Genomic DNA, 12,318 nt, shown 5'->3' on the forward strand with positions numbered 1-12,318 from the left:
AATTTTATTGTTTTTTTTACTCAATATCAGCTATTTAAAAAAAAACAAAAGTAAGTATTATAAAAAATCCCCTAAAAATCTGACGCTTTTAGAGGATTTGTAAATTTTATTAAAGTTCAATTATCCTTTCAATATTTATTTGTTCTAAAAAGGATTCATCGTGTGAAACCACGATCAATGTTCCTTTATATTCATTGATCGCAGCCGTGAGGATTTCAATATTCCGGATATCGAGATTATTTGTGGGTTCATCTAATATAATCATGTCTGGCGATTCATTATTAATTGTCAGGCAACAAAGCATTAATCGCATTTTTTCTCCGCCGCTCAAAGTACTGCAAGGTTTATCCCAATATTCACGATGAAATAAAAACCTGTTTAGTCTCATTTTTATTTCATGTTCTTCTAATCCTGAAACATTAAAATGTTCTGCCTGCTCATAAACCTTAAGCTGATTGTTTATCAGCGAATAATCCTGATCAATATAAACCGATTTGTTATCTGCAATATAAATATCACCACATTTTGGGTATAGTTTTCCCAAAATTATTTTGATCAAAGTTGTTTTTCCGGATCCGTTAAAGCCTTTAAGAGCGATTCTTTCTCCACTTGTTATTTGAAAATTTAAATTTTGTTTCCAAATAAACTGATACTCATAACCGTAATTTATTGCATTCGCCTTAAAAAGTATTTTCCCATTATGTAAATCCGAATTATCGAAACCAAATTTCATGTGATCAATATCCGGTAAATCAGAACGTAATTCCCGCAATTCTTTTGAAATATTATTAATTTTATCCAGATGAACGCTTTTTATTTTTGATGAACTGTTTTCGGCATCATTGCGCAAAGTATTCATCATGATTCTTGCAACACCTGATTTTTCTTGTTTCTTTTTTCCTCGTGCATCCAATTTTTGCTGTCTTTCTGCCGTTTCACGTTCTTTTTCTTTGGCTTTCCGCAATGCTTTTTCTTTGGAATTTAAATCCTGATTTAGTGCATTATTTTCAATCAGTTTCTGTTCTGTATAAAAATCATAATTTCCGCCATATGTTGTAATTCCGCGTTTACTTAACTCGCAAATAGTATTTAAAAGATTTAGCAGTTTTCTGTCGTGACTAACAATAATCAGTGAACTCGTTGTTGATTGGATAAAATCATATAATAATTGTCTGGTTGAACTATCAAGATGATTACTTGGTTCATCTAATAAAATTAATTCCGGTTCATGAATCATGATTCCAGCCAAAAAGACTTTTGTTTTTTGACCACCGCTTAATGTTCCCATCTTTTGGTTTAAATCTAAATCAGATAGTTTCCAGTAGGCGAGGGCGCTATTGCAACGTTCTTCGATAGTCCAGTCGTCGTTTAAAAAGTTCAGGTTTTCTTCTGAAACATTTCCGTTAAGTATTTCTTTAAATGCGATCAGCTTTTCATTGACACGCAATGCTTCAGCAATAGTAAAATGATTAAATTGCCCAAAAATTTGCGGAATATAATAAGGATCTGAACTAATATTTAGTGCTCCGTATGAAGGTTTTAGATTTCCGGCAATAATTTTTAGCAACGTCGATTTCCCAACGCCATTATTACCAATTAAAGCTACTTTTTCGTGATTATTAACTATGAAACTAATATTGTCAAATAACAAATCACTGTTATTGTGTTTATATGAAATGTTTTGTAGAATAAGCATATTTCTTTCTCTAAAGATGAATAAATAGAGTAACCGCAATTTGCCGTTTACTCTCTAAATTGTCTGAAAGAAATTATTTTTCACATAAAATATTAGTCTGATATAAGATTGCAAAGATACAATTTGTGTTTAATTTTCTGTTTTAAAATTTAAATTATTGATTTTTCTCCTTTAAAAATGTTTTGATTATGAAGAAACAAATCTATTTTTAAAAGAAAAACCACGCTAATTTACATTTGCGTGGTTTAATTATGTCTGGTTTAAGTTCGATTACAACTTATATTTTTTTAAGCGTAATTTTCATTTCCTTACTATCTAATATCAATTGGTCGTCTGTTATTGTACTTTCACAAGGATATGGAGTTCCTGTTTCATCTTTTATCACTAAACTTTTTCCTCCTTGTGTTAATGCAAATGTACCATCAGTAATTTCTCTCTGCAAAAAACCGGTGACGTGACCATCCTCTGTAAAAGTAAGCTGTCCCTGAGATATAATTGCATTTTTTGAAGAATCAGAAAGTGGCATTTTAGGTTCAACAGCAGTAATTTTCCAGGTGTTTACCAATTTATTGCGACCTTTATGACATGAAACCATTAATACTGCCAAAAATGCAATTCCGAAGATAAATAATTTAGATTTTCTCATGATTTTGTGATTAAAGTTAGACAAGAGAAAATTACAAAATTTATTCTAATTAAAAATCTAAAAATCAAATATTTATACAATATTCAGAAAAATAAACTTACAATTTAAATTAAGCATAAATTATAGAATTACATACAGGAAATTGTAAAGAGAAGACGCACTCTAAGAAAACCTTTGTCCCTCAGAACCTTTGCAACTTTGAACCTTTAATTTAGAGTTAAAGCTCCCAAAATCTCCTCATACATAAAGGGTCCGCCTGGATATTTAGCAGTATAATCAAGATTCATCCATACCTGACCACGTTCGTCAATATGATAATGGATTTTCTTTTTATAACTTTCCTTTACAAAAAGCACATTTTTGATTAAATAATTGACTTTTTCCAAATCGATTAAAGAACCAATCAGGATTTCAGGATAAATGTGACCTTTTGTATGAATTAAACGTGGAGTTCCGCCAATAGAACGAATTGCTGCAGCCATTAAAATTGAATGATCGTCGCAATCTCCGGAAAAATATTCTAATGATTCGCTCGCGGTAGCAATATAATCGCCTTCTTTAGGATCGTTTACATAATTCCAGCGGCTATTAATTTCCTTGAAAACGGCAAAGCACTGAATAATTGTTCTGTAATCTGAATATCCTTTTATGCCTTTAAAATGCTCTGTTGTCGCCATAATGGCAAAATTCCGAACCTTGGGATTCTGATATTCTATTGCATTTATAATTTTTGATTTATTAGGAAACGGCAGCAATTTTGCAACAATAATATCCTGCGGAAAAGGATTGTCTGACATGGTGTAAATCATCGAATTATAATCCTCTGAAATTTCACTGAATCCATAATTCCCGATTACACTTCCGTAGACTAAAACCAATAAATAAACCGCAATACACAGAATTATGATGGTTCGTAAATACATTAGTAAAAAGAAAATTGCGGCAAAAACTAAAATGAAGATAAAAATACGGTCTAAATTGAATGACCATTCTAAATCAATCAGGTTTTGATGCAGTATGATAAAAACCGGTACCGTAATTAAAAGACTCAACAGCATAATAATAATCCTGTCCCATGGTGATTTCACCTGTAGTTTGGATTTTAATTGCGGAAAGTCAATTTTAGGAAATTTTATCATAAGAATCAAAAGCAGTATTTACAGCGCTTTTACAGTTTCAACAAAAGTACTTTTTTTATCAATAATTCCCAGATCAAATAACTGATTTTGAATTTTAATAAATGCTTTTTCACTCAAATTCTTCTGAGACCATTGTGTAAGCGTAAGCCACTCCTGAATATCTTCAATTTTTTGATTGAAAAGTTCTGATAATGTTTTATCTATATTTGGAATCTCAGTAAAATCCTGGGTTGTTTTATTTATAATTTCGAGTATTTTCTCTACAATTTTAGGATTTTTTTTCAGGAATTCATCACGAACAGTAATTACAAATGAAGGCCATGGAGTAGGGCAGTCGCCAATTCGCCTGAATATTCCCTGATCTACAAGTGGTTTGGTCATAAAACGTTCCCACATAAAATAATCAGCAGTTCCTTTTGTCAAAGCATCAACGGCGCCATCAATTGTATTGATAATTTCAAATTGTAAATTATCCGTTTTCCAGCCGTTTTCATGTGCATTTACATACGCCATCAATTGTGAGCCTGAACCTAATCTGGAAATGGCTACTTTTTTATCCTTAAGGTCTTTTACAGTTTGAAAATTTGATTTTGCAGCTACGTGAATTCCCCAGATCAAAGGCGACTGAACATAAATTTGCACAATTTTACTTGGGTTTCCGGCTACAATATCCTTTACAATTCCTTCGGTCAAAATCACAGCTATATCAGCTTCACCATCACGAAGCATCTGACACATTTTACCTGTTCCTTCAGGAATGTTTTGCCATTGTAAATCAATGTTTTCAGCTTCAAATTCGCCATTTTCAATGCATAAATGCCATGGCAAATTGAAGTGTTCAGGAACACCTACAATTTTTACAGTTTTCATTTAGTTTAAGTTTAAGTTTGGTAAGCGTATTCTAAGTTTAAGTTTTTTTTTTAATATTTAAATTATCGAATTAATATATTTCTAATTCTTCAATAAATCAGTTCTGTGTTTATCAGAAAGGCAAGGTTCCGCAAATTCTATTATCGCATTTGACTCATACTCTGTTAATAAGCTTTTTACAATCGAATAATCAACATTTTTGATTACTTCAACAGCAAGAAACGTATCATTTAATGCTTCTGACAAACAATTTATTGCTTTTAGTTTTTCTCTTATTATTTCCTTGTCAAATTCTTTATCTAAAATTAAAACCTGAACAATTGAGTTCCCTGAATGCTCAATAGTTTCTTTATGAATAAAGAATTTCTCATTTTCATCATACTCAGCTCGAAAAATATCATCCGTCGCAATCAAAGGTCCAAAAAACGGAATATTATCTAATTTGAAATGTCCTTTTTCCAAATCCAAAATCTCGCCCCACATTGTCTCTGAAACAATTTCTTCTAAATAAGTACTGTAATATTTAAATAATATTTTTTTATGTGTTTCTGCCATTCTTTAATTTTGTAATTATTCTATTTCACTTATTACGGCTTTCAAAGGTGAAATAACAATTCGATAGCCATCCGGATCCAGAAACATTTGTCCGTTTTCGTTCCAGAAAGGATTTATTGCATTTACACTTGAAATATTATGCTGTAAAAGCTTTTTTATTAGATCGTTATAATCTAAAATTGTTTTTGGATAAAGTACGATAACATCGTCTTCATCAAATATATGTTTTGCTTTTTTGTCTGATTGAGTAAATTAAAAATGCCAATCTAAACCCGAGTTTCCAATAAAAACACCATCATAATTATTATGATTTTCGAAACCGCCTAATCGTTCAAAGCCTAAAATATTGACATAAAAATCTTCAATTATTTCCAGGTTATCTGTATGTCGTGCAACTCTTAAAAACATAAATCATAAAATTATTGACAATTATCTAATTAATTCCCAGCCAGTTTATTCAATGTATAAGCAATTAACTCATCAACAGCTTTATAAGGATCTTCACTAAAAGTTCCTGATGCACGATTGGCAATTATCGCATTCAATGACAAAGCATTGTGTCCTAAAAGTGCCGAAAGTCCATAAATTGCTGCTGTTTCCATTTCTAAGTTAGTGATTTTTTCACCATTAAAACTAAAATTATCCATTTTACTGTTTAATTCTTCATCCTGGATATTCAAACGCAATACACGCCCCTGTGGACCATAAAATCCTCCGGCAGTTGCAGTAATTCCTTTAAACATTTTATCTGACTCAATTATTTTTTCTAAAACTTCAGAACAAGCGATAGCATAAGGTCGTCCTTTTCTAATATCCCAGTTGGTATGCGTTACAAAAGCATCTTCAATAGCGGCATTTGAAACTTTATCAATCAAATAGGAGCGAAGCATATTATCTAATCCTAATCCAAATTTAGACATTACAAAACTATCCACAGGAATATCAGCATGCAAAGATCCCGAAGTTCCAATTCTGATAATATTTAATGAAGTAAGGTTTTCTTTTGGCTGACGCGTTTCTAAATCAATGTTTACCAAAGCGTCTAATTCGTTGATAACGATATCAATATTGTCAGGACCAATTCCCGTTGACATTACTGTTATTCTTTTTCCTTTGTAGATTCCGGTTTGGGTTTTAAATTCTCTTTTTTGGGTTGAAAATTCAATCGAATCAAAAAACTGAGTGATTTTTTCCACTCTATTTTGATCTCCAACAAAAATTATATCGTGTGCAATATGTTCAGGACGAAGATTTAAGTGATAAACGCTTCCGTCCGGATTAAGTATTAATTCTGAGTTTTGTATCATTTTTTTTAAGGTACTAAGGTTCTAAGTGGCAAAGGTTCAAAGGTTTCTTGTAGAGGCGGATAGTTTTTTTGCCCACAGATTTTACGGATTGAACAGATTGTCACAGGTTTTTATTTTATGTTTTTTTCTGAAATTCTAAATTCCAATAAATGGAATCTACAATTTTTCAAAACAAAGCTTTGCGAACTTTGCGTTTTTATTAAACTATAATTATATATTTCTTTGCGTTCTCTGCGGTTAAATTTTTACGTCCAACAATTGGAATTTGGAATTTAAAAAATTGGATTTTAAAATTATTACCCCCCAACCCGTTTCGTTTTAAACCCTTTTGCTTTAAGTATTTCCATTATTTTATCACGATAATCGCCTTGAATAATAATCGAAGCATCTTTAAAAGTTCCGCCAACGCTTAATTTGGTTTTAATTTCTTTAGCCAGAATTTTAAAATCTTCGTCAGATCCTTCGTAGCCTTCGATAATAGTGGTAGCTTTTCCTTTTCGTTTTTCAAATTTGCAAATCATAGGCTCTTTTTGGATAAAAAGTACATGATCCTGCTCCTGAACTTCTTCAGGCTCATTTGATTCTACGTGATCCGGAAATAAATTTTTTAATTGATCTTGTAAGTCCATAAATTTTTTATGCTAAAAAATAAATTTCAATAGTTGTGGTTTTTAAAAATTAAATTCCAAATCCCAATTTGATAGTTGGAATTTGGAATTTAAAAAATTGAGATTTAAAAAGTTTACTTTTTAATCAATCCCAAATCTACTAAACGTTCGTATAAATAATCTCCCGCAGTAATATCTTCGAATTTCTTAGGATTCTCGGCATCAATACAGTTTTCTAGACAATCCAGGCGCATATCGCTTACAGGATGCATAAAAAACGGAACTGAGTAACGTGAAGTTCCCCATAATTCTCTTGGTGGATTTACCACTTGGTGAATCGTTGATTTTAACTTGTTATTAGTATGTCTTGACAACATATCGCCAACATTAATTACTAATTCATCATCTTCGGCAATGGCGTCAATCCATTCACCATCATGATTTTGAACTTGTAAACCTTTTCCCTGAGCGCCCATTAAAAGAGTAATCAAATTAATATCTCCGTGAGCAGCAGCGCGAATCGCATTTGCAGGCTCAGAAGTAATTGGAGGATAATGGATGGGTCTTAAAATAGAGTTTCCTTCTTTTGCATACTGGTCAAAATAAAACTCATCTAAACCTAAATGCAAAGCCAGAGCTCTTAACACATAAACGCCTGTTTTTTCAAGCATTTGGTAAGCATCTTTACCTACAGCATTAAAACGAGGTAATTCTTTCACTTCAACATTAGCAGGATATTCTGCAGCATATTTTGAATCTGCGTCAACATATTGACCGAAATGCCAAAATTCCTTCAAATCACCTTCTTTACGTCCTTTAGCATGCTCTGTTCCAAAAGAAACATAACCTCTTTGTCCGCCAATTCCGGGAATTTCATAATTATGCTTAGTTTCTACTGGCAAAGCGAAAAATTTTCTAATTTCGCTATAAAGCTCGTCTACTAACTGATCATCTAAAAAGTGACCTTTTAGGGCTACGAAGCCAATGTTTTCAAATGCACTGCCGATTTCATTTACAAATTTTTGTTTACGTTTCGGGTCGTCCGAAAGGAAATCACGTAAGTCTACACTAGGAATGTTTTGCATACTTTACATTTTTATTTTAAGAATGAAAGGTTTTTAAACGCCTTTCAGTAACAAAGGTAGAGAATATTTTATATTTGAATTTTAAAAGTTACATTAAAATTAAAAATTCATAACAAAAATTAATAAAATTGTTATATTTTTCTATATTTGAAACACTAAAACAACAAACCAAATGATCTTTTACAGACAAAACCTTACTGATGCTCAATTATTAGATTTATATAAAAAAATCCTCAAACCTCGATTGATCGAAGAAAAGATGCTGATCCTGATTAGACAGGGAAAAGTCTCCAAATGGTTTTCCGGAATAGGGCAGGAAGCAATTTCAGTAGGTGTGACATCAGTTTTAGATGAATCAGAATATGTTTTGCCAATGCACAGAAATCTGGGGGTTTTTACCACCAGAAATATTCCGTTGCATCGCTTATTTTCACAATGGCAGGGAAAAGCAAACGGATTCACAAAAGGAAGAGATCGAAGTTTTCATTTTGGAACTCAGGAATATAAAATTATAGGAATGATTTCGCATCTAGGTCCGCAATTAGGGATCGCAGACGGAATTGCCCTTGCTGATAAACTTCAGAACAATAAAAAAATAACCGCCGTTTTTACTGGGGAAGGCGCTACAAGTGAAGGTGATTTTCACGAAGCTTTGAATATTGCAGCAGTTTGGAAATTACCCGTAATGTTTATCATCGAAAATAACGGTTACGGACTTTCAACGCCTACAAACGAACAATATTCTTGTGAAAATCTTGCAGATAAAGGCATTGGCTACGGTATGGAAAGTTATATTATTGACGGAAATAATATTCTGGAAGTTTATAACAAATTATCCCAGTTAAAAGAGGATATGCAAAATAATCCACATCCTGTTTTACTGGAGTTTAAAACTTTTAGAATGCGTGGTCACGAAGAGGCGAGTGGTACAAAATATGTTCCGCAGGAATTAATGGACGAATGGGCAGCTAAAGATCCGGTAACTAATTATCGCGATTATTTGACTAAAATTGGTGTTCTTAAAACCCAATATGACGAGCAATTACACGCTGAAATCAAACAGGAAATCGATGAAAATTTAGCCATTGCAAATGCTGAACCTGAAATTGTGCCAACATTAAGCGGAGAATTAGATGATGTTTACAAACCTTTTCAATATGAAGAAGTTAGTCCTTCAGAAGAAATTAAGAACGTCCGTTTTATAGACGCTATTCGTAATAGTTTAGAGCAATCCATGCAACGCCATAGAAACCTCATTATTATGGGTCAGGATATTGCCGAATATGGAGGAGCTTTTAAAATAACAGATGGTTTTGTAGAGTTTTTTGGGAAAGACCGCGTTCGTAATACTCCAATTTGTGAAAATGCAGTTGTTTCTGCCGGAATGGGATTATCTATCAACGGATATAAAGCGATTGTAGAAATGCAATTTGCTGATTTTGTGTCAACTGGTTTTAATCCAATTGTCAATTTATTAGCAAAATCACATTATCGCTGGGGCGAAAAAGCTGATGTCGTGGTTCGAATGCCTTGCGGTGGCGGAACTCAGGCGGGACCTTTTCACTCTCAGACAAATGAAGCCTGGTTTACCAAAACTCCGGGTTTAAAAGTAGTTTATCCTGCATTTCCTTATGATGCAAAAGGATTATTAAATAGTTCAATAAACGATCCTAATCCGGTTTTGTTTTTTGAACATAAACAATTGTATCGCAGCGTTTACCAAGATGTCCCTGTTGATTATTATACGATTCCGTTAGGAAAAGCAGCTTTATTAAAAGAAGGAAATCAGGTTACCATTATATCTTTTGGCGCACCTGTACATTGGGCATTAGAAACTTTGGCAAAAAATCCAGAAATCGAAGCTGATTTAATTGATTTAAGAACTTTACAACCTCTTGATACAGAAACTATTTTTGCATCAGTAAAAAAGACGGGAAAGGTAATTATCTATCAGGAAGATACTTTGTTTGGCGGAATCGCAAGCGATATTTCGGCCTTAATTATGGAAGAATGTTTTGAATATCTGGATGCGCCTGTAAAAAGAGTGGCAAGTTTAGACTCTCCAATTCCGTTTACAAAAGCATTAGAAGATCAGTTTTTACCCAAGAATCGTTTTGAAGAAGTTTTATTCGAATTATTGAAATATTAATTACAATTGGCAAATAGTTTTGCATAAAGGACATTTTTTTTATCTTTAAACCATTAAAAAATTAACTTATGAAAAAACTATTTGTTTCATTTTTTGCAATTACCCTGCTATTTTCTTGCAATAAAAGTACTAAGTCTAACGAAGATAAAGCTTTAGACGGAAAATTCGATAAATACAAAGACGGTTTTGTTACCGCTTTATGGAAGATTAGTCCGGATTGGGCTGCAGGCGTTGGCTACCATAAATTAGACAGCGTGCTGGTTGTTCCAAATGAAGCGCAACAAAAAATTGAGCTTGATTTTATCAATGCGCAACTGGATTCATTAAAACAATTTGATGTAGAAAATTTATCAGATAATAATAAAACTGATTTCCGAATGATCAAAAATCAATTGGAAAGCTCGGTCTTTAGTATTAAAGAATTAAAATCTTACGAATGGAATCCATCTGAATATAATGTTTGCGGATCTTTTGCAGAAATTTTAAACGGAAAATACGATTCATTAGAAGTTCGTTTGCGTGCTTTTAATGCTAAAATGAACAATGTTCCCGCTTATTATGAAGCTGCAAAAGCAAATATCAAAAATCCAACAATTGAACATACAGAACTTGCAATAGCGCAAAATCTAGGTGGTTCATCTGTTTTTGATGCCGATTTAAATGCTGCTTTAAAGCAAAGTAAATTAAGCGAAACAGAGAAAAAAGAAATGCTTGAAAAAGCTAAGGTAGCTAAAAAGGCAATTTCTGATTATGCTGAATGGTTAAAAACAACTCCAAATAAAACACCTCGTTCTTTTAGATTAGGAGCTGCTTTATATGCTAAAAAATTCGATTTTAATATTCAGTCAAGCTATACTGCTGATGAGATTTTTAAAATTGCCGTTGATCATAAAAAAGATTTACATGATAAAATGTTTGTTTTGGCAGATAAACTTTGGACAAAATACAAAGGAACCGAACCAAAACCAACAAACAAATTAGATTTAATCAAACAAGTAATTGATAAAATCTCCTTACAGCATACTACACCAGAAAAGTTTCAATCTGAAATTGAAAAACAAATTCCGGAATTAACGGCGTATGTAAAAGCAAAAGATTTATTATACATTGATCCTTCAAAGCCACTTGTAGTTCGTAAAGAACCAGCTTATATGGCTGGAGTTGCAGGAGCTTCTATTTCTGCACCCGGACCTTATGATAAAAATGCAAATACATACTATAATGTAGGAAGCATGACTGGATGGACAGCTGAAAACTCAGAAAGTTACCTGCGTGAGTACAATGATTATATTCTTCAGATTTTGAATATCCACGAAGCAATTCCTGGACATTACACACAATTAGTTTACAGTAATCAATCGCCAAGTATCATTAAATCTATTTTAGGAAATGGAGCAATGGTTGAAGGTTGGGCTGTTTATGCTGAGAAAATGATGTTGGAAAGTGGTTATAAAAATTCTGATGAAATGTGGTTGATGTACTATAAATGGAATTTAAGAACAACTTGTAACACTATTTTAGATATTAGTGTTCATACAAAAAACATGTCTAAAGAAGCTGCAATTGATTTATTGACAAAAGAAGCTTTTCAACAACAAGCTGAAGCTGATGGAAAATGGAAACGCGTAACGTTATCACAAGTTCAATTGTGTTCATATTTTACAGGATATACTGAAATTTACAATCTTAGAGAAGAACTTAAAAAGAAAGAAGGAGATAAATTCAACCTGAAAAAATTTCATGAGAAATTCCTAAGTTTTGGAAGCGCTCCGGTAAAATATATCAAAGAATTGATGTTGTCGAAAGAGTAATTTCTAAAGATATCTTATAGAAAAGGTTTGACTAGAATTATCTTGTCAAACCTTTTTTTTGTTTTATAGGACTGATGGGTTTGTATTTAAAAATGACATAATTTGATATTATAATATTTGTCATCGTTTTATCCCGTAGGGATTTCATATTGGTAGCATTTTTTGATACGGGACAATAGAAATGATTATTGTTTTTTTCTACCAATATATAATCCCTACGGGATAAATCGCTTGGGTGAAAAATGACCAATGCATTCTAAATCACATTATTATTTTATCCCTACTGGATAAATACATTAAATATTTTTAGGCTAAATGGCTTACATAAAAATCGCCAAGCATTATTTTTATCCCGTAGGAATTATATATTGGTAGTATATTAAAATTACAGAAATAGTATTGTCCCGCTAGGGACAAAACAAATTGAATGAAACAATAGTCATATTAAAATC

12 protein-coding genes are annotated in these 12,318 nt (G+C 32.3%); 2 read left to right on the forward strand and 10 right to left on the reverse strand.

The window, feature by feature from the left end; genetic code table 11:
- Positions 1 to 109 precede the first annotated feature (109 nt).
- From abc-f to KHA90_RS06275, 10 genes are all read right to left on the reverse strand, one after another.
- Positions 110 to 1,696, reverse strand: a complete 1,587-nt coding sequence (abc-f, locus tag KHA90_RS06235) for a ribosomal protection-like ABC-F family protein (RefSeq protein ID WP_213296521.1) — start codon at positions 1,694 to 1,696, stop codon at positions 110 to 112.
- A 277-nt stretch (positions 1,697 to 1,973) separates the two neighbouring features.
- A complete protein-coding gene (locus KHA90_RS06240) occupies positions 1,974 to 2,342 on the reverse strand; it encodes a hypothetical protein (RefSeq protein WP_213296523.1) in 369 nt (122 codons plus the stop codon).
- 206 nt (positions 2,343 to 2,548) lie between these two features.
- The gene (locus tag KHA90_RS06245) at positions 2,549 to 3,481 is read right to left on the reverse strand and encodes a transglutaminase (protein ID WP_213296526.1); all 933 of its coding nucleotides are present in this window, start codon (positions 3,479 to 3,481) and stop codon (positions 2,549 to 2,551) included.
- Between the two features lie 18 nt (positions 3,482 to 3,499).
- Positions 3,500 to 4,351, reverse strand: coding sequence for a substrate-binding domain-containing protein (locus KHA90_RS06250; RefSeq protein ID WP_213296527.1), 852 nt, complete (start codon positions 4,349 to 4,351; stop codon positions 3,500 to 3,502).
- Positions 4,352 to 4,432: 81 nt separating this feature from the next.
- Positions 4,433 to 4,906 carry a DUF4265 domain-containing protein gene (locus KHA90_RS06255; RefSeq protein WP_213296529.1) on the reverse strand — a complete coding sequence of 158 codons (474 nt, stop codon included), beginning with the start codon at positions 4,904 to 4,906 and terminating at the stop codon, positions 4,433 to 4,435.
- 15 nt (positions 4,907 to 4,921) lie between these two features.
- Positions 4,922 to 5,128, reverse strand: a complete 207-nt coding sequence (locus tag KHA90_RS25815; protein WP_394370695.1) for a hypothetical protein — start codon at positions 5,126 to 5,128, stop codon at positions 4,922 to 4,924.
- A 30-nt stretch (positions 5,129 to 5,158) separates the two neighbouring features.
- Positions 5,159 to 5,314: a hypothetical protein gene (locus KHA90_RS25340; RefSeq protein WP_244860257.1), complete on the reverse strand. Its 156-nt coding sequence runs from the start codon at positions 5,312 to 5,314 to the stop codon at positions 5,159 to 5,161.
- A gap of 29 nt (positions 5,315 to 5,343) precedes the next feature.
- A complete protein-coding gene (locus tag KHA90_RS06265) occupies positions 5,344 to 6,213 on the reverse strand; it encodes a nucleoside phosphorylase (protein WP_213296531.1) in 870 nt (289 codons plus the stop codon).
- A 296-nt stretch (positions 6,214 to 6,509) separates the two neighbouring features.
- Positions 6,510 to 6,842, reverse strand: coding sequence for a translation initiation factor (locus KHA90_RS06270; RefSeq protein WP_213296533.1), 333 nt, complete (start codon positions 6,840 to 6,842; stop codon positions 6,510 to 6,512).
- Between the two features lie 113 nt (positions 6,843 to 6,955).
- Positions 6,956 to 7,906: an isopenicillin N synthase family dioxygenase gene (locus KHA90_RS06275; protein ID WP_213296534.1), complete on the reverse strand. Its 951-nt coding sequence runs from the start codon at positions 7,904 to 7,906 to the stop codon at positions 6,956 to 6,958.
- A 172-nt stretch (positions 7,907 to 8,078) separates the two neighbouring features.
- Here KHA90_RS06275 and KHA90_RS06280 point away from each other — a divergent pair, with 172 nt between their 5' ends.
- Together KHA90_RS06280 and KHA90_RS06285 are read left to right on the forward strand one after the other, a co-directional pair.
- On the forward strand, positions 8,079 to 10,055 hold the full coding sequence (locus KHA90_RS06280; RefSeq protein WP_213296536.1) for an alpha-ketoacid dehydrogenase subunit alpha/beta: 1,977 nt from the start codon (positions 8,079 to 8,081) through the stop codon (positions 10,053 to 10,055).
- 68 nt (positions 10,056 to 10,123) lie between these two features.
- Positions 10,124 to 11,866, forward strand: coding sequence for a DUF885 domain-containing protein (locus KHA90_RS06285; protein WP_213296538.1), 1,743 nt, complete (start codon positions 10,124 to 10,126; stop codon positions 11,864 to 11,866).
- Positions 11,867 to 12,318 lie beyond the last annotated feature (452 nt).

The organism is Flavobacterium psychroterrae, from assembly GCF_018380615.1.
GTDB classification, from domain to species: Bacteria; Bacteroidota; Bacteroidia; order Flavobacteriales; family Flavobacteriaceae; genus Flavobacterium; species Flavobacterium psychroterrae.

Bases quoted from the DNA above. Each gene is read 5' to 3' on its own strand.
- abc-f (WP_213296521.1), bottom strand. From the start codon at position 1,696: ATGCTTATTCTACAAAACATTTCATATAAACACAATAACAGTGATTTG.
- KHA90_RS06240 (WP_213296523.1), bottom strand. From the start codon at position 2,342: ATGAGAAAATCTAAATTATTTATCTTCGGAATTGCATTTTTGGCAGTA.
- KHA90_RS06245 (WP_213296526.1), bottom strand. From the start codon at position 3,481: ATGATAAAATTTCCTAAAATTGACTTTCCGCAATTAAAATCCAAACTA.
- KHA90_RS06250 (WP_213296527.1), bottom strand. From the start codon at position 4,351: ATGAAAACTGTAAAAATTGTAGGTGTTCCTGAACACTTCAATTTGCCA.
- KHA90_RS06255 (WP_213296529.1), bottom strand. From the start codon at position 4,906: ATGGCAGAAACACATAAAAAAATATTATTTAAATATTACAGTACTTAT.
- KHA90_RS25340 (WP_244860257.1), bottom strand. From the start codon at position 5,314: ATGTTTTTAAGAGTTGCACGACATACAGATAACCTGGAAATAATTGAA.
- KHA90_RS06265 (WP_213296531.1), bottom strand. From the start codon at position 6,213: ATGATACAAAACTCAGAATTAATACTTAATCCGGACGGAAGCGTTTAT.
- KHA90_RS06270 (WP_213296533.1), bottom strand. From the start codon at position 6,842: ATGGACTTACAAGATCAATTAAAAAATTTATTTCCGGATCACGTAGAA.
- KHA90_RS06275 (WP_213296534.1), bottom strand. From the start codon at position 7,906: ATGCAAAACATTCCTAGTGTAGACTTACGTGATTTCCTTTCGGACGAC.
- KHA90_RS06280 (WP_213296536.1), top strand. From the start codon at position 8,079: ATGATCTTTTACAGACAAAACCTTACTGATGCTCAATTATTAGATTTA.
- KHA90_RS06285 (WP_213296538.1), top strand. From the start codon at position 10,124: ATGAAAAAACTATTTGTTTCATTTTTTGCAATTACCCTGCTATTTTCT.